24 protein-coding genes and 1 tRNA gene are annotated in these 22,307 nt (G+C 73.3%); 15 read left to right on the plus strand and 10 right to left on the minus strand.

All coding sequences use genetic code 11. The annotated features are described in order from the left end of the window. Positions 1-96 precede the first annotated feature (96 nt). Entirely contained in the window at positions 97-1,548 is a 1,452-nt protein-coding gene (locus DLJ47_RS34975) for a glycoside hydrolase family 3 N-terminal domain-containing protein (RefSeq protein WP_109906605.1), read from the plus strand. Between the two features lie 162 nt (positions 1,549-1,710). Next, entirely contained in the window at positions 1,711-2,910 is a 1,200-nt protein-coding gene (locus DLJ47_RS34980; protein WP_109906607.1) for a PP2C family protein-serine/threonine phosphatase, read from the plus strand. 3 nt (positions 2,911-2,913) lie between these two features. Here the strand turns inward: DLJ47_RS34980 and DLJ47_RS34985 are convergent, their stop codons facing one another. Beyond that, positions 2,914-3,273, minus strand: coding sequence for an STAS domain-containing protein (locus DLJ47_RS34985; RefSeq protein WP_146228278.1), 360 nt, complete (start codon positions 3,271-3,273; stop codon positions 2,914-2,916). A gap of 153 nt (positions 3,274-3,426) precedes the next feature. On the opposite strand from DLJ47_RS34985, the gene DLJ47_RS34990 reads away from it, so the two are divergent. The 3 genes from DLJ47_RS34990 to DLJ47_RS35000 are packed head-to-tail and all read left to right on the plus strand — an operon-like array spanning position 3,427 to position 5,106. Beyond that, positions 3,427-3,957, plus strand: a complete 531-nt coding sequence (locus DLJ47_RS34990) for a hypothetical protein (protein WP_233258185.1) — start codon at positions 3,427-3,429, stop codon at positions 3,955-3,957. Beyond that, entirely contained in the window at positions 3,954-4,445 is a 492-nt protein-coding gene (locus tag DLJ47_RS34995; RefSeq protein WP_109906611.1) for a thiol-disulfide oxidoreductase DCC family protein, read from the plus strand. The genes DLJ47_RS34990 and DLJ47_RS34995 overlap by 4 nt, the downstream gene beginning before the upstream one ends. After that, positions 4,408-5,106: a TetR family transcriptional regulator gene (locus tag DLJ47_RS35000; RefSeq protein WP_109906613.1), complete on the plus strand. Its 699-nt coding sequence runs from the start codon at positions 4,408-4,410 to the stop codon at positions 5,104-5,106. Before DLJ47_RS34995 ends, DLJ47_RS35000 begins: the two co-directional genes overlap by 38 nt. Before the next feature lie 236 nt (positions 5,107-5,342). Here DLJ47_RS35000 and DLJ47_RS35005 read toward each other — a convergent pair whose 3' ends face one another. Both DLJ47_RS35005 and DLJ47_RS35010 read right to left on the minus strand, forming a co-directional pair. Continuing rightward, a complete protein-coding gene (locus DLJ47_RS35005) occupies positions 5,343-6,002 on the minus strand; it encodes a GNAT family N-acetyltransferase (RefSeq protein ID WP_199236142.1) in 660 nt (219 codons plus the stop codon). Between the two features lie 84 nt (positions 6,003-6,086). After that, positions 6,087-6,737, minus strand: a complete 651-nt coding sequence (locus tag DLJ47_RS35010; RefSeq protein ID WP_233258186.1) for a DUF4396 domain-containing protein — start codon at positions 6,735-6,737, stop codon at positions 6,087-6,089. A gap of 135 nt (positions 6,738-6,872) precedes the next feature. On the opposite strand from DLJ47_RS35010, the gene DLJ47_RS35015 reads away from it, so the two are divergent. The 4 genes from DLJ47_RS35015 to DLJ47_RS35035 all read left to right on the plus strand — a co-directional run bounded on the left by DLJ47_RS35015 (position 6,873) and on the right by DLJ47_RS35035 (position 9,602). Beyond that, positions 6,873-7,568: a response regulator transcription factor gene (locus DLJ47_RS35015; RefSeq protein WP_109906619.1), complete on the plus strand. Its 696-nt coding sequence runs from the start codon at positions 6,873-6,875 to the stop codon at positions 7,566-7,568. Next, the gene (locus DLJ47_RS35020; RefSeq protein WP_109906621.1) at positions 7,561-8,589 is read left to right on the plus strand and encodes a sensor histidine kinase; all 1,029 of its coding nucleotides are present in this window, start codon (positions 7,561-7,563) and stop codon (positions 8,587-8,589) included. The genes DLJ47_RS35015 and DLJ47_RS35020 overlap by 8 nt, the downstream gene beginning before the upstream one ends. Before the next feature lie 64 nt (positions 8,590-8,653). After that, entirely contained in the window at positions 8,654-8,851 is a 198-nt protein-coding gene (locus tag DLJ47_RS35025) for a DNA repair protein (RefSeq protein ID WP_109906663.1), read from the plus strand. Positions 8,852-9,083: 232 nt separating this feature from the next. After that, complete coding sequence (locus tag DLJ47_RS35035; RefSeq protein ID WP_109906623.1) at positions 9,084-9,602, plus strand: hypothetical protein; 519 nt, start codon at positions 9,084-9,086, stop codon at positions 9,600-9,602. 9 nt (positions 9,603-9,611) lie between these two features. Here the strand turns inward: DLJ47_RS35035 and DLJ47_RS35040 are convergent, their stop codons facing one another. After that, complete coding sequence (locus tag DLJ47_RS35040; RefSeq protein WP_109906625.1) at positions 9,612-10,343, minus strand: Clp protease N-terminal domain-containing protein; 732 nt, start codon at positions 10,341-10,343, stop codon at positions 9,612-9,614. A gap of 132 nt (positions 10,344-10,475) precedes the next feature. Next, positions 10,476-11,228: a methyltransferase domain-containing protein gene (locus tag DLJ47_RS35045; RefSeq protein ID WP_233258187.1), complete on the minus strand. Its 753-nt coding sequence runs from the start codon at positions 11,226-11,228 to the stop codon at positions 10,476-10,478. Positions 11,229-11,256: 28 nt separating this feature from the next. On the opposite strand from DLJ47_RS35045, the gene DLJ47_RS35050 reads away from it, so the two are divergent. After that, complete coding sequence (locus DLJ47_RS35050) at positions 11,257-11,667, plus strand: helix-turn-helix domain-containing protein (protein WP_109906629.1); 411 nt, start codon at positions 11,257-11,259, stop codon at positions 11,665-11,667. Between the two features lie 246 nt (positions 11,668-11,913). Here the strand turns inward: DLJ47_RS35050 and DLJ47_RS35055 are convergent, their stop codons facing one another. Next, positions 11,914-12,999, minus strand: a complete 1,086-nt coding sequence (locus tag DLJ47_RS35055) for a DNA glycosylase AlkZ-like family protein (protein WP_109906631.1) — start codon at positions 12,997-12,999, stop codon at positions 11,914-11,916. Between the two features lie 154 nt (positions 13,000-13,153). Here DLJ47_RS35055 and DLJ47_RS35060 point away from each other — a divergent pair, with 154 nt between their 5' ends. The 3 genes from DLJ47_RS35060 (at position 13,154) to DLJ47_RS35070 (ending at position 15,395) form a co-directional block, all read left to right on the plus strand. Next, positions 13,154-13,333: a hypothetical protein gene (locus tag DLJ47_RS35060; RefSeq protein WP_109906633.1), complete on the plus strand. Its 180-nt coding sequence runs from the start codon at positions 13,154-13,156 to the stop codon at positions 13,331-13,333. Between the two features lie 139 nt (positions 13,334-13,472). After that, positions 13,473-13,991: a DoxX family protein gene (locus tag DLJ47_RS35065; RefSeq protein WP_109906635.1), complete on the plus strand. Its 519-nt coding sequence runs from the start codon at positions 13,473-13,475 to the stop codon at positions 13,989-13,991. A gap of 132 nt (positions 13,992-14,123) precedes the next feature. Then, the gene (locus DLJ47_RS35070; protein WP_109906637.1) at positions 14,124-15,395 is read left to right on the plus strand and encodes a low temperature requirement protein A; all 1,272 of its coding nucleotides are present in this window, start codon (positions 14,124-14,126) and stop codon (positions 15,393-15,395) included. Positions 15,396-15,586: 191 nt separating this feature from the next. Here DLJ47_RS35070 and DLJ47_RS35075 read toward each other — a convergent pair whose 3' ends face one another. Then, entirely contained in the window at positions 15,587-16,561 is a 975-nt protein-coding gene (locus tag DLJ47_RS35075; protein WP_109906639.1) for an NADPH:quinone reductase, read from the minus strand. A gap of 19 nt (positions 16,562-16,580) precedes the next feature. Further along, a complete protein-coding gene (locus DLJ47_RS35080) occupies positions 16,581-17,528 on the minus strand; it encodes an RNA polymerase sigma-70 factor (RefSeq protein WP_109906641.1) in 948 nt (315 codons plus the stop codon). Positions 17,529-17,727: 199 nt separating this feature from the next. On the opposite strand from DLJ47_RS35080, the gene DLJ47_RS35085 reads away from it, so the two are divergent. Continuing rightward, complete coding sequence (locus DLJ47_RS35085; RefSeq protein ID WP_109906643.1) at positions 17,728-19,224, plus strand: MFS transporter; 1,497 nt, start codon at positions 17,728-17,730, stop codon at positions 19,222-19,224. Between the two features lie 218 nt (positions 19,225-19,442). Here DLJ47_RS35085 and DLJ47_RS35090 read toward each other — a convergent pair whose 3' ends face one another. Next, the gene (locus tag DLJ47_RS35090; protein WP_109906645.1) at positions 19,443-20,639 is read right to left on the minus strand and encodes a low temperature requirement protein A; all 1,197 of its coding nucleotides are present in this window, start codon (positions 20,637-20,639) and stop codon (positions 19,443-19,445) included. A 361-nt stretch (positions 20,640-21,000) separates the two neighbouring features. Between DLJ47_RS35090 and DLJ47_RS35095 the strand changes: the two genes are divergently transcribed. Next, entirely contained in the window at positions 21,001-21,822 is an 822-nt protein-coding gene (locus DLJ47_RS35095; protein ID WP_109906647.1) for an alpha/beta fold hydrolase, read from the plus strand. 248 nt (positions 21,823-22,070) lie between these two features. Here DLJ47_RS35095 and DLJ47_RS35100 read toward each other — a convergent pair. Continuing rightward, positions 22,071-22,137: transfer RNA gene (locus tag DLJ47_RS35100), tRNA-Ser, on the minus strand. Between the last annotated feature and the right edge of the window lie 170 nt (positions 22,138-22,307).

Raw genomic sequence — 22,307 nt, forward strand, 5'->3', positions numbered from 1 at the left:
ACCGGAGAACTCGGACGACCCGGCACCGCATCACCGCCGGGACGGCCGCCTCCGTCACGACGTCCGTGCCGTCCGGGCACCGGAAGGGGAGATCACGTGGGGCTCGATCCAGGACTGCGCCGGCTCGCGCTCGGCACGCTGCTGGCCGCGTACCCGGGCCCGGTGCCGCCGGACTGGGCGGTGGACCTGGTCGCCGAGGGGCTCGCCGGACACACCCTGTTCGGCACGAACGTGCACAACCCGGCCCAGGTGGCGGCCAGCACCGCCGCCCTGCGGGCCGGCCGCGCCGACGTGCTGATCGCCATCGACGAGGAGGGCGGCGACGTCACCCGGCTCGCCCACGCCACCGGCAGCCCCTATCCCGGCAACGCGGCGCTCGGCGCGGTCGGCGACGTGGCGCTGACCCGACGCGTCTACGAGGCCATCGGGGCCGAGCTGGCCGCGCTCGGTATCACTGTCAACCTCGCGCCCACGGTCGACGTCAACACCGCCGACGAGAACCCGGTGATCGGCACCCGCTCGTTCGGCGCCGATCCGATCCGGGTCGCCGCGCACTCCGCCGCCGCGGTAGCCGGGCTCCAGGCCGCCGGCGTCGCCGCCTGCGCGAAGCACTTTCCCGGGCACGGCGCCACGATCGCCGACTCGCACCACGAACTGCCCACCGTGGACGTACCGGTCGAGGTGCTGCGCGAGCGCGACCTGCCCCCGTTCGCCGCGGTGGTGGCCGCCGGCACCCGGGCGGTGATGACCGCGCACATCCGGGTGCCCGCGCTGACCGGCGACGGCCCGGCCACCTTCAGCCGGGCCGTCCTGGTGGACCTGCTCCGCGGCGAGTACGGCTTCACCGGCACCGTGATCACCGACGCGCTGGAGATGAAGGGCGCCGCGATCGCCGCGGGCGGGGTGGGGCCGGCCGCCGTCCGGGCCCTCGCCGCCGGCGCCGACCTGCTCTGCATCGGCGCCCAGGTGGACGCCGAGTTGGTCGAGCAGGTGGTCGCCGAGATCATCGCGGCGCTGGCCGACGGCCGGCTGGACCGCTCCCGGGTGGAGGAGGCCGGCGGTAGGGCCGCCGCGCTGGCCGCCTGGACCGGGGCCGCCGGCGGGATCTCCGCCGCCGCCACCGATCTGGGGTACGCGGCCGCGCGCCGCGCCGTCCGGGTGGAGGGCACCCTCACCGAGCTGGACCGGCCGCTGGTGGTCCAGTTGCACGCCGCCTCCACCATCGCGGAGGGCCGGGTGCCCTGGGGACTCGGCCCGCACCTGGCCGAGGCCGAGGAGATCCGGGTGGTCGCCGCGGAGACCGAACCGGCCACCCTGCGCGGGCTCGCCGGGTCCCGGCCGATCGTGCTGGTCGGCCGGCACCTGCACCGGCTGCCCGGCGGTCCCGAGCTGGTCACCGCGCTGGCCGCCGAGCACCCGGTGACCGTGGTCGAGATGGGCTGGCCGGCGAGCTGGCGGCCGGCCGGCGTCCGGGCCTTCGTCACCACCTACGGCGCCAGCCACGCCAACGGCCGGGCCGCCGCCGAGGCGCTCGGCCTGGCCGGCTGACGTCGGGCCAGCGGACCGCCCCGCCGGACGGGCGGACCAGGCGGGCAGCCCCACCGGGCGGGCGGACCAGGCGGGCGGACCAGGCGGGCGGGCCGGGCAGCCCCGGGACCGGGCGGACCCAGGCCGGGCATTGACCGGGCCGGCGCGGGGTATGCGGATCGGATGACCGCCTCCGAACCCTGGTACCGGGCACTGGCCGACCTCGCGTCCCGGTCGCACCGGCTGCCGCCGGACGAGCTGGCGGTGGCGGTCGGCACCGTACTGCGACCACTGGGTGCGACGGCCACCGTCTACCTGGTCGACGCCGAGCAGTGCGACCTACGTCCGCTACCCGAGCCGGATCGCCCGGCGCCGGACGCGCTGCCGATCGACACCAGCCTGGCCGGTCGCGCCTTCACCCACGTCGAGCCGCTCATCGGGCACGGGCCGCCACCCCGGCTCTGGATGCCGATCGTGAACGGCACCGACCGGCTGGGCCTGCTGGAGGTCTTCCCGGCGGCCGGCGTCGACCCGTCCGACCCGTCGTTCCAGGACGGCTGCCGGCTGATCGCCGGCCTGATCGGGCACCTGGTGTCGAGCAAGATCGCGTACGGCGACACCCTGCACCGGGCCCGGCGCAGTCGGCCGATGGCGGTCTCCGCCGAGCTGCTCTGGCAACTGCTGCCGCCGCTGACCTTCGCCGCCCCGGACACGGCGATCAGCGCCCTGCTCGAACCCTGCTACGAGGTCGGCGGGGACGCGTTCGACTACGCCCTGGACGGCGGGATCCTCTCGCTGGCGATCCTGGACGGGGTGGGTCGCGGGCTGCCGGCGGTGCTCACCACCTCGGTCGCGCTCTCCGCGCTGCGCGCAGCGCGGCGGGCCGGCAGCGATCTGCCCGGGCTGGCCCGCTCGGTGGACACCGCCATTGCGAGCCAGTGGAGCGACGCCCGCTTCGTCACCGGGGTGCTGGTCGAGTTCGACACCCGCACCGGCCTGCTCCGGTACGTCGTCGCCGGGCACCCGCCGCCGCTGCTGCTGCGTGGCGGGCGGGCGGTGCGGGAGCTGACCGGCGGCCGGCGCCTCCCGCTCGGCCTGGCCGACCAGGCCGTGCCGGCGCAGACCCGGCTGGAGCGGGGCGACCGGTTGCTGCTGCACACCGACGGGGTCACCGAGGCGCGCGGAACGGGCGGCGATCTGTTCGGCCTGCCCAGGCTGGCCGATCTCGCCGAGCGTCAGATCAGCTCCGGCCTGCCGGCGGCCGAGATCCTGCGCCGGCTGAGCCACGCGGTCACCGAGCACCTGGGCGGGACGGACCGCGACGACGCCACGCTGCTGCTGGTCGAGTGGTCGGCCGAGGCGGCCGCGAACGCCGAACCCTGACCGTCAGTCCGGCGCGGGCAAGCCCAGACCGGAGTGGTCTTCGGCGCCCCCGTCGGTCAACCCGAGCAGGGCATCGACCGAGGTGATCCGCAGCACCCGGGCCACCACCGGCTGCGGCCGGGCCACCCGGAGCGTCACGGCGCGCTCCCGGGCCACCACCGCGGCGTGGACCAGCACGCGAACCCCGCTGGAGTCGAGGAACGCGACGCCGGCCAGATCGACGAGGACTTCGTCGACATCGGCTGACCGCACCGCGTCCAGCAGTTCCCTCTCCAGCGCGTCGGCGGTGGACATGTCGATCTCTCCGGCCGGTCGCAGCACCACCTGCCGCCGCTCCGCGTCCTGCGCCCGCACGTCATTCACCGCCTCACCAGGGAGCCCGGCGCCCGTGCCGGTGCCAGCCGACCATACCCAGCCTGGGGTCGGGTGGCCATTCGCCGGCGCGGTCTTGAACGCGTTCAACTCGTCGTCTACGCTGAGTCCAATCGATTTGAACGTGTTCAAGAGAGGTTCAGGATGGACACGAAGGTCTGGATGTACCTGGTCTACCTGGCGATCAGCATCGGGCTGACCATCTGGGTGGCCCGGGCGCTCTCCCGCAACGGGCTGGTCTTCCTCGAGGAGGTGTTCGCCGACGAGCGCCTCGCCAAGGCGGTGAACAGCCTGCTGGTGGTCGGCTTCTACCTGCTCAACCTCGGCTACGTCACGGTGGCCATGCGGCACCCCGACCCGGTGGGCACGACCAGCGTGGCGATGGAGGAGCTGTCGCTCAAGGTCGGCCTGGTGCTGCTGGTGCTCGGCGTGCTGCACTTCTTCAACGTCTTCGCGCTCAACCGGTACCGCCGCAGCCGGCTCCGCCAGTTCGCCACCCACCCGCCGCTCGCCCCGGTCGGCCAGCTGCCGATGACGCCCGCACCGCACGCCGGCCACCCGGGCGGCCCGCAGCCGCACGCCGGCCCGTACGCCGGCGGCCCCCGCCCGCAGCCCGGTCCGACGGGCGGCGGCCAGCCGGGCACCGGACCGACCCCTCCCCCGTCGGCCCGATGACCGTCCCGCCCGCCGGAGCAGGCGGTCTCCCGGATGCCACCACGCAATCCGGTGGTGGCGTCCGGGGGTTCACCGTCCTGTTCGACGCGCACTGCCCGCTCTGCCGGGCCGCACGCGCCTGGCTGGCGTCCCGGCCGCAGCTCGTACCGCTGGAGTTCGTGCCGGCCGGCTCGGCGGAGGCCCGGCGGCGGTTCCCCGGCCTGGACCATGCCGCGACGCTGCGCAACCTCACCGTCATCGCGGACACCGGCGCGGTGTACGCGGGCGACGGCGCCTGGTTCGCCTGCCTGTGGGCGTTGGCCGAGCACCGGGCGACGGCCGAGCGGCTGGCCCGCCCGCACCTGCTCCCGCTGGCCCGGCGGGTGGTGGCGGTCGCCTCGGCGGTACGCGAGCGGGTCCGCGAGCCGTGGCCGGAGCCGACGCCCGACCCGCCGGGTTACGGTGGCCCCGATGACCGAGCAGACTGCGCCGACGACCGCTGCGGGTGAGCCGGCGACCGCCCGCGGCGAGCAGACGCGGCAGCTCATCCTGGACACCGCGATGCGGCTGTTCCGCGAGCGCGGATACGCCCAGACCACCATGCGCGCGATCGCCCAGGAGGCCGGGGTGGCGGTGGGCAACGCCTACTACTACTTCGGCTCCAAGGACCACCTGATCCAGGAGTTCTACGCCCGTGCGCAGGTCGAGCACCGGGCGGCGGCCCAGCCGGTGCTCGACCGCGAGTCCGACTTCGCCGCCCGGCTCGCCGGGGTGCTGCACGCCGGCATCGACGTGCTCACCCCCTCGCACGACTTCGCCGCCAGCTTCTTCAAGACGGCCGCGGAGCCGACCTCCCCGCTGAGCCCGTTCTCGGCGGAGTCCTCGGCGCCGCGCCAGGCGGCGGTCGCGCTCTTCGCCGAGGTGCTGGACGGCTCCACCGCCAAGGTGGACGCCGAACTGCGCCCCCAACTGCCGGAGCTGCTCTGGCTGGCGTACATGGGGGTGATCCTCTACTGGGTCTACGACCGGTCGCCGGGACAGGCCCGGACCCGGCAGCTGATCGACGGGGCGGTGCCGCTCATCGACCGGCTGGTGGCGCTGTCCCGGTTGCGGGTGCTCCGCCCGGTCACCCGCCAGGTCCTCGACCTGATTCGTACGCTGCGTCACTGAGCGACCGGACCGGCCTTGTCGACTCCGCTCCAGGTCAAGTCCGCTATTCGACACTCCGAGTCGAGCGCTGACATCTTGCCGTCGAGCCTGTCGATACGTAGCGTAATCAGCGTCGCCCGACCCGCGGGGACCTGGGGGAGGCTGCGGACCGTGGATCCGGCCCGGGATCCACGGTCCGCGTCCTGCGCCCGGCGGACCAGCCCGGTCGAGCGGCCCGGTCGGGCGGCTTTCGCGGGTCAGCTCGGGTAGACCCCGAACGACCGCCATCCCCGGTCCGGGAAGCCGGCGGCTTCCGCCACCCGGGCCGAGGCGACATTGCGGAGATCGTGCAGATAGGTCGGTACGGCGCCCTCGTCGAGCACCCGGCGGGCCGCCTGGGCGACCAGGCGCCGGGCCAGGCCGCGGCTCCGGGCAGCGGGCACCGTCCCCACCGCCAACTCGTGGCCGTACGCGTCGTGCCGCTTGATCCCCACCCCGGCGAGGTAGTGGCCACTGTCGTCGCGGACCACCAGCACCGCCCGGTCGAACAGCCCCAGCCAGGTCGGCAGCCCCGGTTCCTCCGGGGAGATCCACTCCCCCACGTCGGGCAGCGGGGCTGGCGCCGAACTCCACCGGAAGACGTCGTCGTGCAGCGCCCAACCCCGGTGGCCGACCGCCGCGGGCAGCTCCGGCAGCAGGCGCTTCGGCCGCCGGGCCAGCTCCCGAACCGCCGCGACCCGGTCCGGCGGCACCGACAGCACGGTGCTCGCGCCGGCCCGGACCGCGATCGCCGGGCGGAGCCGGCCGTCCCAGGCGGGGCGGGCCCGGCGGTGCGAGCCGACCACGTGCAGACCCGGGCCGGCGGGCCACTGCCCGAGCCAGCTGGCCAGATGCAGGTGGAGTCGCCGGTCGAGCACCGATCCACCTCCCTGCGCCGTCATCCACCGGACCGGAATCCGATCACGGTACGCCGGGCGGCTCCGCCCGGCGTACCGAACCGGTCAGCGCCGACCGCGCCCCGCGTCGTGCCCGGCGTGCTCGCCGTGGTCGGCATGCCCGGCGTCCGCGCCCTGCCCCGCGTCGTGCCCGGCGTGCCCGGCCTTCCCGCCATGCCCCGCGTGACCGGCGTGCTCGTCGTGGTCGGCATGCCCGGCGTCCGCGCGCCCCTCGTGCTGCCCCGCGTCGTGCCCGGCGTGCTGGCCGTGGCCGGCGTGGTACTGGTGGGTGACCGCGTGGCCACGGCCACGGGCGATCAGCGCGCGGTTGACCGGCACGGTGACCACGAAGGCCACCGCCAGGGCGCCGGCCAGGCTGGCCCAGAACAGCCAGCTGGTCAGGCCCGCTTCCATGGCGCCGGGGATGGCCAGCATGACGCCGTTGTCGACCACCTCCATCACGCCGATGCTCACCGTGTCGGCGATCAGCGCCACCTTGACCGCCGTGCGCAGCGGGACACCCGAGCGGAGCACCGGGCGGACGGTGAGCGAGTAGCCGAAGAGGAAGGCCAGGCCGACCGCCAGCGCGATGGTGCCGAGGTCGGACCAGCCGAGGGCGGTGCCGATGACCATGCCGAGCACCTCGCCGATGGCGCAGCCGGTGAGGCAGTGCAGCGTCGCGGTGATCGCCAGTCGGGTCAGGTTCGCGTTGCTCATGCCGCCGACCATATACCCCCCGGGGGTATTAGGGGAAGTGGTGCCCGTCACTGCGCCGGTCGAGCCGTAAGGAGATGGCAAGACCTGCGTCGGCGTACGTCTGGCTACGCTGGGCCGGCGCGAGGGAGGTGCCCGGTGACCCAGCGGGTGCTGGTCGTCGACGACGACCGGACGGTCAGCGACGTGGTCTGCCGCTACCTGGAGCACGCCGGCTACCGGGTCGACCACGTCGGCGACGGCGCCGCCGCGCTGGCCGCGGTCGCCGCGGAGCCGCCCGACCTGGTGGTGCTCGACCTGATGCTGCCGGTGCTGGACGGCCTGGAGGTCTGCCGGCGGCTGCGCTCCCGACCGGACGGCGTACCCATCGTGATGCTCACCGCGCGCGGCGACGAGGCCGACCGGATCCTCGGCCTGCAACTCGGCGCGGACGACTACCTGGGCAAACCGTTCTCCCCCCGGGAGCTGGTGCTGCGGGTCCGCTCGGTGCTGCGCCGCTCCGGCGGCGAGCCGGCCGGGACGGTGCCGCAGGTGCTCACCGACGGCGGGCTGGAGGTGCTCACCGGGCCCCGGGTGGCCCGGCTGCACGGGCACGAGCTGGCCCTGACGCTGCGCGAGTTCGACCTGCTGGCACACCTGATGCGACACCCGGCACGGGCGTTCCGCCGGGCGGAGCTGCTGGAGCGGGTGTGGGGCTGGAGCTTCGGCGACGAGTCGACGGTGACCGTGCACGTACGGCGGCTGCGGGAGAAGGTGGAGGCCGATCCCGCGGACCCACGGCGGATCGTGACGGTCTGGGGCGTGGGCTACCGGTACCAGCCGACCGATGCGTGAGCTGGCCCTGATCTTCGCGGCGGCGCTCGCCGCGGCGCTCTGCGTGGGCGCCGCCGGGGCGCTCGCCCTGCGGCTGCTGCGCGGCCGGTCGATCACCGTCCACATCGTGGTGCTGCTGACCGTGACCGTGACCGCGGTGGTGGCCGGCGTGGCAGTGGTCGCCGAGGCGATGTTCCTCTCCGCCCACGACCTCGAGGTGGTGCTGATCACCGTCGCGGCGGCGGCGACGGTCAGCCTGGCCGTCGGCTGGCTCTTCGCCCGCCGGCTCGCCGCCGCCGCGGTCTGGGCCGACCAGGCCCGGGAGCGGGAACGGCGGATCGAGCAGGGGCGGCGCGACCTGGTCGCCTGGGTCTCGCACGACCTGCGCACCCCGTTGGCCGGGCTGCGGGCCATGGCGGAGGCGCTGGAGGACCGGGTGGTGCTCGACCCGGAGACGGTCGCCGAGTACCACCGCCGGATCCGGGTGGAGACCGACCGGATGACCCGGCTGGTCGACGACCTGTTCGAGCTGTCCCGGATCAACGCCGGCGCACTGCGGCTGTCGCTGTCGGCGGTGCCACTCGGCGACGTGGTCTCCGACGCGCTGGCCGGCGCCGCGCCACTGGCCGCCGCCCGGCGGATCCGGCTGGTCGCCGCCGAGACCGGCTGGCCGACGGTGCTGGCCAGCGAGCCGGAACTGGCCCGGGTGGTGAGCAACCTGCTGCTCAACGCGGTCCGCTACACCCCCGAGGACGGCACGGTACGGATCGACGGCGGGCGCGACGCCGACGCCGCCTGGCTGGCGGTGGCCGACACCTGCGGCGGGATCCCGGAGGAGGACCTGCCCCGGGTCTTCGACGTGGCGTTCCGGGGCGAGCCGGCGCGTACGCCGCGGCCGGGCAATGGGCACCGCGCCGGGTCGGGCGGGTTGGGCCTGGCGATCGTGCGCGGGCTGATTGAGGCGCACGGCGGCCGGGTAGACGTACAGAACCTCACCGACGGATGCCGCTTCGTGGTCCGCCTCCCCGCCACGGGAACCTGATCCATCGATCCCGCGTCATATTCATTTCCATACATGTACAACTTTCTTTGGGACGGTAATGGTCATGCCGAATCAGCCGAATGACCGGTACCAGCAGGACACCGAGCGCCTCTGGCGGGCCCCCGGGGCCGCCGGACGGTTCCCGGGCCAGCCGCCGTACCGGGGCAACCGGGCCGCCGACGGCACCGACGCGCTGCCCTGGAGCGAGCTGAACAAGCTACCGGCCGGCGCCTCCGCCCGGCGCGGCCTCAACACCCGCTGACGCACCAACATCATCGCCGCGACGGCCGAGACGCACGGCGCGACGGTGCTCCACTGCTACGCCGTCTACGACCGGATCGCCGCGCTCACCGGCCAGCCCACGGAGTGGGTGGCGCCGAAGGGCAGCCTCTGACCCGGCGACACTCCCGGGCGGTCCAACGGGGGCTTTCGCACACCTGTCGGGTAATTTCTTGGGGTCCGGAACCCGGCCCACGACAGGAGAAGCTCAGCGCATGGGCAAGAAGACGATCCACGTCTCCGACTTCAGCGGCACGGTGCTGCGCCCCGACGACGAGGTGGTCCGCGTCGTCGTGCTGGAGCACCCTGACCTGGTGGCCGGGCCCGTGCAACTGGACGCCACCCCGATCGAGGTGGAGAGCATCGACGACGCGGCGCTGGACGTCGCGGTGGTCGAGATCCACGATCGGCACGGCGGCGGCGAACCGCGCCGGGTGGTGCTGACCGCCAGCGAGTTCGACGCGATGGCCACCGACGTGCCGATGGCACAGCTGCTGAGGACCGCCGAGCGGGTCCGCCCGCCCAAGTCCCGCCGCAGCGCCGAGCGGCTCGACTACGGCACCATCGAGCACGCTGGCAAGCCGCACCGGGGCCGGGTCACCGAGGAGGAGGCCCGGCTGGTGCGCGAACGGCTCGACGAGGTGAACAAGCGCCTCGCCGACGCCGGGATCCGCCAGATCGACCCGGCCGACCCGGAGCACGCCGCCCGGTACGGCTTTCCCACCACCGCCTGACCGGAGCGGTCAGGAGCCCTTCTTCGTCAGGGCCTCCAGCGTGGCGACGAGCCAGGTCTCGGCGGCGGCCTTGTCGACGCCGAGGCCGGCCAGCACACCGCTGCCGTGCTCCAACTCCAGCAGGGCGAGCAGGATGTGCTCGGTGCCGATGTAGTTGTGCCCGAGCCGGAGCGCCTCGCGGAAGGTCAGCTCCATCGCCTTCCTGCTCTGCGCGTCGTACGGAATGAGGTCGGGGACCTCGGCCGCCGACGCCGCCGGCAGCGCGGCGAGCGCGGCCTCGCGGACCTGCTCCAGCGATACGCCCTGCGCGACGATCGCCTTCGCGGCCAGCGCCTCCGGCTCGCTGAGCAGCCCGAGCGTGATGTGCTCCGGCCGGATCTCCGCGTGCCCGGTGGCCCGCGCCTCGTTCTGGGAGGCCATCGCCACGTTGCGGGCCCGCGGGGTGAACCGGCTGAAGCCCTGCTGCGGGTCCAGCGGCGCGTCGGCGGACTTCGGCACGAACCGCTTCTGCGCGGCCTGCTTGGTCACGCCCATGCTGCGGCCGATCTCGGTCCACGAGGCGCCGGAGCGCCGGGCCTGATCCACGAAGTGGCCGATCAGATGGTCGGCCACCTCACCGAGGTGGTCGGCGACGATGACCGCGTCGGCCAGCTGGTCGAGCGCGTCGGAGTGCGCCTTCTTGATCGCCTCGATCAGGTCGTCGAGCCGGACCGGGTTGTTCATGGGAAGTGGATTGGTCATGCGTCAACCGTAAGTTGACGATCCGCCTTCGTCAACCATCGGTTGACGATTGATGGTCGCCGGTCGTCCGGACGCGCGGGTACGGTCTCCGGGATGCCGGGCTCGGCCGAGACGGCGCCGGGACTCCTGGACTCAGTCGCGACGCGCGGCGGCGACGAAGAGCGGGACGGCGACCAGGGCGCGGTCCCGCTCGACCCGGCGCCGCTGGTCGGCGAGCCAACCCTCCGCCTGCGCCGGGCTGACCACTCCCGCCGCGACCGCGGGGCCGGCGAGCCCGGCCAGCAGCGGCAGAACCTCCTCGCCGGTGCGCACCCAGGTGTGCACCTCCACCTGCGGTGCCGCGAAGCCGGCGTCCAGCAGCAGGCCGCGGTAGCCGCGGGCGGCCCGCGGGCTGGCGATGCGGTCGGCCCGGGCCTGCACGATGGCGCGGGTCAGCGCGGGTTCGCCGGAGTCGACCACGATGGCGTCCCAGTCCTGGCCGACCAGCACGATCCGACCGCCGGGAGCGAGCACCCGCCACGCCTCCGCCAGCGCCCGGTCCGGTCGGGCGAGGTCGTGCAGGACCTTGTCCGCCCGGTAGCCGAGGACCGCGCCGTCCGGCAGCGGCAGCGCGCCGGCGTCCGCCACCCGCAGGTCCGCGCCGGGCTGCCGGTCCCGGGCCACCGCGATCATCCGCGGGTCCAGGTCGATGCCGACCGGCCGCGCCCCGAGCGCGGCCAGCTCCGCCACCGCCCGGCCGGTCCCGCAGCCGACGTCGACCACCGGCGCGCCGTCGGTCAGGCCCAGCAGGGCGTACGAGTGGGCGCGGAGCGCCGTCGCGTCCGGACTGTCGTCGCTGGCGTCGAGCAGCCGGATCAGCCGGTGGACCTCGTCGTACGTTGACATGCCGGCCATGGTGCGACTTCATGTCGACATGAAGTCAACCAGCGACCAGCCGAACCTGAGCATCGGCGAGATCGCCGCCCGATTCGGGCTGCCCACCCACGTACTGCGGCACTGGGAGTCGGTCGGGCTGCTCACCCCCGCCCGGGCGGTGGCCGGCCGGCGGCGCTACGGCACCGCCGACCTGTACCGGATCGCGACGATCCTGCGGGCCAAGGAGGCGGGCTTCAGCCTGGACGACGTCCGCGCCGTGCTCGACGAGCCGGACCCGGCCGAACGCCGGCGGATCCTGGCCCGGCAACGGTCCGCCCTGGCCGAGCGGATCGCCCGCGCCCAGGCGTCGCTGGAGATCATCGACGTCGCGCTCCGGTGCGAGCACGAGGACCTCGCCCGCTGCCCGCACTACCGGGCGAGCCTCGCGGCGCGGATCGGCGGGCGGTAGGCCGACCGGGCCGGTCCGCCAGCGGTGTCCGCGACCGGCCGGGCGGATCCCCGCCGGCGCCCGGACGGCCGGGCGGGTGCCCGTCGGCGCCCGCGACGGTCCGCCGTCGTCCTGCCGGGGCCACCGGCCCGGTCGGTGCGCCCGGTCAGGCCGCCCCTCGAGCAGCCGGTCGAGGTGGGTCGCGGTGCTGATCGGCGACAGGTTGCCCGCGAGGCCGTCGGGTGAGCCGCCCGAGGCCGAGGCCGGTCACGCCCGAACCACCGCGGCGGGCGGCGCGACGTCGACGCCGGCGAGGCCGAGCCAGGATGCCAACGCGTCCAGTTCGGCGCGCACGGCCGCGGCCACGGCCGGGGTGAAGCGGACGTCCTGGTGGACGGCGTCCACCCGGAGGAGCGATGCCCGGCGGTCGGCGGTGGCGTCCACCTTGCCGATCAGCTGGTCGTGGTGCAGCACGGGCAGCGCGAAGTAGCCCCAGCGCCGCTTCGCCTTCGGCACGTACATCTCCAGGCGGTAGTCGAAGTCGAACAGCTCCAGCGCCCGGCGGCGGTCGTGGATGAGCCGGTCGAACGGGGACAGCAGCGCGGTGCGCCCGGCGAACGGCTCGCCGACCGCCGCCGGGTCGACCCGCCACGTGCCCGACGTGCCCTCGACCTCCACCGGATCGCCGGCCTCGCCGACCAGCGACGGGCGGGCGACGCCCAGCGACCGCAGCAGCCGCTCGGCCCGGATCCGGCGGGCCTCCGGTGCCGGGACGACCGGCGTACCGGCCGGGTAGACCCGCTCCGCCAGATCCCACCGTCGCTGCCGCCCGACCCGGTCGGCGACGGCGATCTCGCCCCGGGCGGCGAGGAACTCCAGCATCTGGGTGACGTTGCGGTTGTTCGTCCAGCCGGTCGACGGCCACGGCACCACGCTGCGGTCCGGCACGTCCCGGGACAGCAGCGGCCCGGAGTCGCGCAACAGGTCGAGCACGTACCGGCGGAACGCGTCGTTGGCCCGCAACCACTCGCGCCGCCGCGCCTCCTGCGGCCACGCGGCCATCTCGGCGAGGTGGAGCCCGAGGTCGGACATCGGCCACACCATGGCCCGGTGCTCGAACAGGGCCCGATCGCGCTCCAGCGCCCGGCGCAGGTCGGCCGGCTGGTAGCCGGCGCCGAGGCGCCCCCACGCGACGAGGTCCGCGCTGGGCGCCACCGCGGCCGTCGGGTCCAGCTGCAGGAACGTCAGCTGGCGTACGACCGCGAGCAGGTCGGCCGGACGGCGCGCGTCGAGCAGCTGGGCGCGCACGGCGATGCGCCGCGCCTGCACGCGGGTGAGCCGGGTGAGCCACATGGCTGGAGGCTAGTGGGGACGACCGACACCGATCTCGGGTGATCCGCACGACATCCGCGATGTCGCGGTATCGACGACACCCCGACACCTGGTTGTCCGGGATACCGAGCGGATCAGCGCGCGGGAGAATGGAGCCCGGCGAGGGAGGCAGGCGATGAGCGAGGACCGAAAGCACCCCGACCGGTCGACGGACGACGAGTTCGAAGCCAAGCGGCACGGCCGGTTCGGCAAGCTGCCGGCGCGGGTCGCGCCGGAGGACCAGGTCGAGACGACCGACACGGATCCGCCGCCCGAGGGGCCGGGCGAGCCCCAGGTACGCCGCGAGTGGGGCTGAGCGCCCGCCCCGGGGCTGGAACGTCAACTGCGCACCGGTCCGGATGGTCTGGGTCACGGCTGGTTAACTAGTCATTGACAAGATTGCGGATGGCCGATAGTTTCGATCCCATCTTTACAGTGACTAGATGGGATCCGTCATGACACTCCCCGTCCTCCTCATCGCGCTGCTGGGGCTACGCGGGCTCGGCGCGCTCGGCGTCCGTCGGTTCGCCACCTGGCCCGCCGCCGCGGCCCACGCCCTGGCGATCATGCTCGTCATGACGGCGAGCGCGCACTTCGTCCCGGCCGGCGTCACCGTCATGCCGACCCACGACGACCTTGTCCGGATGGTGCCGCCCGTGGTGCCGTTCCGGTCGGCGACGGTCTATCTCACCGGCGTACTGGAACTCCTCGGCGCCCTGGGCCTTATCATCCCGCGAACCCGCCGCGCCGCCGGCTACTGCCTGGCGCTGTTGTTCGTGGTGATGCTGCCGGCGAACATCTACGCTGCCACCGCCGACGTGCCCCTCGCCGGCGAACCGGCCTCCCCGTTGTGGCAGCGCGTCCCGGAGCAGGTTCTCTACATCGCGGTCGCGCTCTGGGCCGCCCGCGGGGCTGGCGCCCGCACCCTTCGCCGGGCACTGCACGGCAGCCCCGCCGCCCCGTCCCGAAGCTGAATTCCGACCCCCGGCGGCTGGGGACGAACCGCTGGTGCGCCGCCGGCGACTCGAACCAGTGAGGGCGGCCGTCCGGCCGGAGGGATTCCGGGTTCCACCGCGCGCCGGGGTGGTGTGGGCTGCGATGGAAGGGTGACCGGAGATCGGAGGCGGTGGGGGCGCGGCCGTGCGGTCGAGCTGCTGCGCAGCGAACAGAGCGAGCAGCAGGCGAGCTACGTGGAACTCTTCTTCGACCTGGTCATGGTGTTCGCCCTCAACCGGCTGGTCGCCTTCGCGGTACAGGGCGCCGGCAGCGCCGACGGCGCCATCGACTGGGCATCCGTCGGGCGGGTCCTGCTGTTGTTCGTCCCGCTGATCTGGGCGTGGACGATCACGGCGTACATCACCGCGCGGTTCGACCCGAAGGCGTCCGGAACCCAGTCGTCGATCCTCCTGACGGCGTTCGCCATGCTGGTGATGGGGACGGCCCTGACGGGCGCCTTCGGCGGCGGCGGGCTCGTCTTCGCCCTCGCGTACGTGTTCGCCCAGACCTGCCGGGTCCTGGTCCTCGGCTGGTCCCTCGGCACGCATCCGCTGGCCGGGCTGTACTACCGGAACCTGGCCTGGTTCGGCGTGGCGGCGATGTTCTGGATCGGCGGCGCGTTGGCCGCCGACGGTGCCCGGGTGCTGCTGTGGGCCGTGGCGGTGGCCGTCGAACTCGGGGCGGCGCGGCTGGGTTGGCCGCTGCCCCGGCTCGGCCGGGAGCGGGCCTCGGCCTGGGCGCCGCGGCCGCACCACCTGGCTGAGCGGTACCAGCAGCTGCTCCTCATCGCCCTCGGGGAGACCATCCTGTCGGTCGGCGCCACGTTCGCCGTCGGCCGCGGTCGGGTCAGCGCCAACGAGATCCTCGGCCTGCTCGCGGCGTTCCTGACCGCGGTGCTGCTGTGGCGGATCTACTTCCATCGGGCCGGAGTGGTGCTGGGCGACGCGGTCGCCGCGGCCCGGGATCCGGCGGAGGTGGGCCGCTTCGCCGGCTCTGCCCACCTGGTGATGATCTTAGGAATCGTCGCCACCTCGGTCGGGCACGGCATCGTGCAGACCCACCCCACCGGGCAGAGCTACCCGCCGTGGCTTGCCATGATCCTCGGTGGTCCGGCGTGCTTCCTGCTGGGCCGGGCCGCCCTGGAGCGGGCCGTCTTCGCCCGGGTCTCGCCCCGGCGCTGGGTGGGCATCGCCGTCCTGCTCGCCGCCGGCGTGCCGCTGCTGTCCGCTCCGCCGCTGGTCGCGGCGGCCGCGGCCACCGCCGTTCTGTTCGGCATCGCGGTGGCCGACACCCGGCGGGCCGCACGCCGCCCACCCGAGGCGCCACACCCCGCCGGCAGCGAGGCCACCTGGCTGTGGCGCAGACGCCGTCCGGCAACCTGACGGTACGGCCCGGTATCCGCCGGTTTGCCGTCATTAATCCCGGGTACCGCCCCGCCATGCCTGGCGCCCAACGGGATGATCAGCGTCCTGCGCGGCGACGACGCGGAGGTCGAGTCTCCGGTGCGTACCTGACCCGGCGCCGACGGCCCGAGGGTGTTCGTGCTGGTGCGCCCAGCCACCGCCCGCCGCCGTCACGGTCGGATCACCACCCGCTTGCCGCGCAGCTCACCCTGTTCGCACCTGCGGTGTGCCTCCCCGATGGCCGACAGTGGCAGCGGCACCGTCTCGCGCGGGGCCAACCGGCCGGCGGCCAGCATCCGGTTCACCATGCCGGCGGCGTCGGCCAGCTCCGCCACCGTGGCGTGGGAGATCACGAAGCCGACGACGGCCCGATCGTTCTGGTAGAGCGCGCCGACCGGCAGCACCGGCCGGGCGGCGCCCCCGGCCAGCAGCACGATCCGTCCGCGCCGGGCGAGCAGGTCGACCACCGACTCCAGCTCGTTGCGTCCGGCGGTGTCCAGGTAGACGTCGACGCCGCCGGGGCAGGCCGACCGCAGCCGGTCGACGAGATCGGGAGCACGGTAGTCGAGCACCTCGGTGGCGCCGTTGCGCCGGCAGTAGTCGGCGTCGGCCGCCGAGGCGGTCGCCACCACCCGGGCGCCGGCCGTGGCGGCGAGCGCCACCAGCGCGGCGCCGACGTTGCCGGCGCCACCCGCCACGACCACCGTCTCCCCGGGCCGGAGTCGGCCGTGGACGAAGAGCGCCAGGTACGCCGTCGCCGCCGGGTGGAGCACGGTCACCGCGGTGGCCGGGGCGACGCCGGCGGGCAACCGGTACAGCCGGTCGACCGGCACCACGGCCTGCTCGGCGGCGCTGCCCTGCCGGCCGTCGTGCCCCAGGCTGTTGCACCAGACCAGGTCACCGGCCCGGAAGCCGGCCGCGCCCGGTCCCGCCTCGGCCACCCGGCCGACCAGGTCGCGGCCGACCACGAAGGGCAGCGGCAGCGGCGTGCGAAAGGCCCCGGAGCGTACGAAGGTGTCGACCGGGTTGACGGTGGTGGCGATCACGTCGACCAGGACGTCGGTCGGGCCGGGGCGCGGTGTCGGCAAGTCGCCGAACCGGATGTCCGCGGCGGGCCCGGGACGCTCGATGTACGCGGCGCGCATGGCCTCATTCTGCGCGGCCTCAGCGGCTCACGGCGGTCTCCCGCTCCACGCGCGACAGCTTCTCCGGGTTGCGCACGTGGTAGGCACCGGTGATGTAGCCGTTCTCGACCCGCACCGCCACCACGCCGTCGATCTCTCCATTGACTCGGACGAGCAGCCCCGGGGAGCCGTTGATCTGTACCACCTCGACCGACCGTCCGGCGTCGCGCTGCCACCAGCCGACGGCCAACAAGCGAGCCACCTTGCCGGCCCCCACGATGGGCCGAAGCAGGGCGTGTTTGATACCGCCGCCGTCGCTGAGGGCGACGACGTCCGGCGCCAGGATGTCGAGCAGGCCCTGCAGGTCGCCGGTTTCCACCGCGCGCTGGAAGGCCCCGAGCGCGGCCCGGGTCTCGGCTGGGGAGGCGACGCCGCGTGGCCGGCGCGCGGCGACGTGCGCCCGTGCCCGGTACGCGATCTGGCGGATCGCCGCCGGGGTCTTGTCGACGGCCTCGGCGATCTCGTCGTAGTCCACGTCGAACACCTCGCGCAGCACGAACACCGCCCGCTCGATCGGCGCGAGCGTCTCCAACACCAGCAGCATTGCCATCGACACGCTGTCGGCCAGTTCGACGTCCTCGGCCACATCGGGCGCGGTCAACAGCGGCTCGGGCAACCACGGCCCGACGTAGGACTCCTTACGCCGGTCGAGCGCACGCAGCCGGTCCAGCGCCTGCCGGGTGACGATCCGCACCAGGTAGGCACGCTTCTCCCGGACAGTGGTCAGATCGACGCCCACCCATCGCAGCCAGGTCTCCTGCAGGACGTCCTCGGCGTCGGCGGCCGAGCCGAGCAGCTCGTAGGCGACGGTGAACAGCAGGTTGCGATGGGCAACGAACACCTCGGTCGCCGAGTCCACGGGGTTCACGCGGTCGGGACGATCGAGCGGCTCGGCTGTGTCCGTCGTTCGTTCGCAGCGCTGGCTCATGCCTGGCTCCTGCCTGTTCGACCTGGATCCTGCCATGCGCACTAGACGCCGCTCCCCGTCGCCTCGTAACAGCCGATGGCGATGACCCACGTCATACACCCGAGCTGTTATCGGCCCCGGGGCGCCGGCGTCTCGTGCTCGTCAGGGCGCCGCGCGAACGATCCGCGCGGCACGCATCACCACGAGTGAGGACGAAGTCATGGCAACCACGAAGGCGCAGGCCCCGGCGGCCGATTCGCGCCGCTGGGCCGCGCTGTTCTTCATAGGGTTGGCCCAGCTCATGATCGTCCTGGACGGGACGGTCGTGAACATCGCGCTGCCGTCGCTCCAGGAGGATCTGGGCATCTCCGACGGCGACCGGCAGTGGATCATCACCGCGTACACGCTGGCGTTCGGCAGCCTGCTGCTGCTCGGCGGCCGGATCGCGGACTACACCGGCCGCAAGCGGACCTTCCTGATCGGCCTGCTCGGCTTCGCCGGCGCGTCGGCGCTCGGCGGCGCGGCGGACAACGTCGAGCTGCTGCTGAGCGCCCGTGCCCTGCAAGGCGGGTTCGCCGCGCTGCTCGGGCCGTCCGCACTGTCGCTGCTGACCGTGACGTTCACCCAGTCCAGGGAGCGCGCCAAGGCGTTCGGGATCTGGGGCGCCATCACCGCCGTGGGCGGCGCGATCGGGCTGCTCGCCGGCGGAGGGCTGACGGACTACCTGGATTGGCGCTGGTGCCTGTACGTCAGCGTCCCGATCGCCCTGATCGCGGTGGTCGGCGGGTACGCGACGCTGGTCGAATCGCGGAGCAGCGGCAGGGCCCGGTTCGACATCCCCGGCGTGCTGCTGGTGACCGGCGGGCTGGTCGCGATCGTCTACGGCACGAGCCAGGCGGAGACCGACGGCTGGGGGTCGACCACGGTCATCGGTCTGCTGGCCGGGGGCGCGGTGCTGCTCGCCGCGTTCGCCGTCGTCGAGAGCCGGGTGGCGCAGCCAATACTGCCGCCGCGCCTGATCGCCAACCGAACCCACGGCGGCGCCTATCTGAGCGTGGGACTGGCCATGGTCGGGATGTTCGGGGCGTTCCTCTTCATGACCTACTACCTGCAGGTCGTCAAGGGATACTCGCCAATGAAAACGGGAGTGGCCTTCCTCCCGATGACCGTGGCGGTCCTGATGTCGGCCGGCGGGCTCGCCACCCGGCTGCTGCCCAAGGTTCCGCCACGGATGCTGATCGTGCCGGGCATGCTGCTCATCGCCTCCGGCATGCTGTGGCTGCGCACCATGGAAACCGACACTTCCTACGTCGAGGGCGTGCTGGTCTCGGGGCTCCTGCTCGGCATCGGGGCGGGCATGATCATGCCGGTGGCCTTCAACTACGCCACCCACGGGGTCGACCAACGCGACGCGGGCATCGCCTCGGCCAGCGTCAACACCGCGCAGCAGATCAGCAGCTCGATCGGAACCGCGCTGCTCAACACCATCGCCACCAGCGCGACCGCGGACTACGTGGCCTCGCACGCCCGGCCCGGGAGGAGCCCGGCCTTCGCCAAGGAGGCGATGCTGGAAGGTTTCGTGACAGCCGGCACCTGGGCCGCGGGGATCCTCCTGGCCGGCGCGCTGATCGTCGCCGTCCTGATGAACACCCCGCGCCCCAGACAGCAGGCAGCCGTGGGCGCCGAGGACGCCGCGCCGGTGCTCGCCCACTCCTGAGCTAGGCGGCGGAGGGCCACTGCGGCGGCGCAGCCGCGCAGACGTCGGCGGCCGTGACCCGGACGGGTCGGGGCCGCCGACGTGTGTGCCGTCACCCATCGTGGTCATCGTCGACGGGGAAGATCGACTCGATGATGGTCGCGGTCCCGGCCGCCGGCCGCTGTTCGTGCATCGTGATGACGTCGCCGGGCACCAGGCGTCGCCTGCCTCGGTTGCTGTCAGCGTTGCTGTCGGGTCGACCCGGGCGGCGAGGGGGCCTCACCCGGGTGTTTCCGCTCGCGTACCGTGTCCCACGCCGCGATCCCGGCCAGCACGGCAGCTGCGGCGCTGGTGGCGATCAGCGGCGGCAGGCGGACCATCACCGGCACCAAAGCGGCAAGCCCGAGAAGCCCGATGACCCGGGACGCGGACACCCGGGCGAACACCTCGTACTCGAGGCGGGACCGCCCGACCAGGAACAGCGCGGGCCCGCCCAGGATGACCGCGAGCCACAGCGGATCCTCGTGTCCGGCCGGATGGTGGATGACCAGTGCGTGGCCGACGCCGGTGGCGAGGATGCCGATCACGATGATCAGGTGGGTGTGGAACTCGGACCGACCGAGGCGGGCTGGGTTGGGGATGGCCTCGATGGCGGCGGGCAGCACCGCCCCAGCGCGGTGGAAGTAGATTCGCCACATCAGCATCGTGGTGGCGAACGACACGACGCTGGGCACCACCCGATCGGGGGTGAACTGCTCGGCGAACGTCAGTCCCGTGAGCAGGATCGTCTCGCCGAGCGCGATGACGATGAACTGCTGATAACGCTCGGCGATGTGCTCACCGGCGACCTTCCAGTCCTCGATCCGGGTGCGGCCAAGTCTCGGAACGGGCCAGCCGAGGACGAGCCCCGTGTAGTCGAGTGCCAACGCCAGCGTCCACAGGGCCCCGCGCGCGGGAGACTGCGGGAAGAGAACCGCCCCGACGATCCAGGGTACGGCGGATACCGCTGCCCAGCAGAGTGCCCGCGCGGGGCTGTGCCCTTCAGGATCGTACCGGCCGAGCAGGAGGACGACGGGCTTGCCGAGCTGGATGGCGACGTAGGTGACCGCGAAGACCACGCCTCGATCGCCGAACGCGAAAGGCAGCGTCACCGCCATGATCATGCTGCCGAACAGGACGAAGACGAGCACGAGCCGGATCGCCCACCTTCGCGGATCGAAGGCGCTGTGCACGATCGCCGCGCGGACCCAGGTCAACCAGAAGGCCAGCAGCAACAACGCCGTCTGACCGAGTTCTGGCAGAACGACCCGCCGCTGCTCGGTGAGGTCCACGACCAGCCGCTCCGAGATCCGGGTGAGCGCGAAGACATAGACCAGGTCGAGAAGGAGATCCCCCTCGCGGCCACGGAGCAGGCCCCGCAAGCCACCGACCGTCATCTTCCGCCCGTTTCCGTCCGCCTCGCACCACTGTTGAGGGCAGTCGTACCACGCCGGTCAGGGCTTCCGACGCGGATAGGCGGACCCCCAGGCGGCTGACCAGTCCGCTACTGCACCCTCTCCGGTGGGCCTCCGCCCGGCGCGGGTGTCGCGCAAGGTCCTCCTCCGGAGCACAAGTCGCGGCGTTCGGGTGAAGCGCCCATCCAGGCCCGCATCCGCGCTTAGCATCGGGAAAAGTGACCCGCGATCCGCGGTCATGGGTGACCGCTCCGGCAGCGGTTCCCGCAACGGCACACGCCGGTTCGGACGCGCCTGCCGCCGTCGTTCGCTCGCCAGGATTTCGACACATGGGGGCAACGGGATGAGCTTCATCACCACCAAGGACGGCACCGACATCTACTACAAGGACTGGGGTACCGGCCCCGTCGTGACCTTTTCCCACGGCTGGCCGCTGAACGCGGACGCCTGGGACGGGCAGATGCTCTTCCTCGTCCAGAACGGGTTCCGGGTGGTGGCGCACGACCGCCGTGGTCACGGCCGGTCGAGCCAGGCTCGTAGCGGTAACGACATGGACGGGTACGCCGACGACCTGGCAGCGGTCATCGAGGCACTCGACCTACGCGACGCCACCCTGGTCGGCCACTCGACCGGCGGCGGCGAGGTCGCCCGGTACATCGGTCGCCACGGCACCGGGCGGGTCGCCAAGGCGGTCCTTATATCGGCCGTACCGCCGATCATGGTGCAGAGCCCGGACAACCCGGAGGGACTGCCGATCAACGTCTTCGACGAGCTGCGCGCCAACCTGCTCGCCGACCGGTCGCAGTTCTACCAGGACCTGGCTCAGATGTTCTACGGCGCCAATCGACCGGGCGCCAAGGTCTCGAAGGGCATCCTCGACCAGTTCTGGCTGTGGAGCATGCAGGCCGGTCTGCTGAACGCGTACGAGAGCATCAAGGCGTTCTCCGAGACGGACTTCCGTGACGACCTGGCGAAGTTCGACGTCCCGACGCTCGTGCTGCACGGCGAGGACGACCAGATCGTCCCCGTAAAGGACTCGGCGCACAAGACCGCCCAGCTGGTCGCAGACGCGCAGGAGATCTACTACCCGGGCGCACCGCACGGCATCACGTCGACCATGCAGGACCAGGTCAACAAGGACCTGCTCGCGTTCCTGCAGAGCTGACCGGACTCGTCGCCAGCGTCCGGGCAGACGTCCGGCGCGTACGACGACCGCTCCTGCCCGGTGAGCAGAGTGGCCGAGCTGAGTCGCCCGGCTCCCAGCCGACCGCCCGAACGGCGCCGAGCGCCACCGCGTCGGGGCGCTCGGCCGGGATCGGCGGCAGCGGCGGCCAAGTCCCGGCCAGCGTCGTCACTCACTCCGAAAACGACACCTGGGCATCCACCCGTAAGGGTGAATGCCCAGGTGATTGCTGGTGCGCCGCCAGGGACTCGAACCCCGAACCCGCGGATTAAGAGTCCGCGTCGATCGATACCCCGCGTGCCCACGCTTCCCACCAGTCCACGCTTCGGCAGGTCTCGGCTGATCCCACCGGACGCACGTACCATAAGTCCATACGACGCCGACCCTGTCCACGGCGACCGAGCACCCGCCGAGCACCTGGATGTACGTCGCCCGGCGCTACGCCGACCGGCGATAACCGCCGCCCC

The organism is Micromonospora sp. S4605, assembly GCF_003176715.1.
Taxonomy (GTDB): domain Bacteria; phylum Actinomycetota; class Actinomycetes; order Mycobacteriales; family Micromonosporaceae; genus Micromonospora; species Micromonospora echinaurantiaca.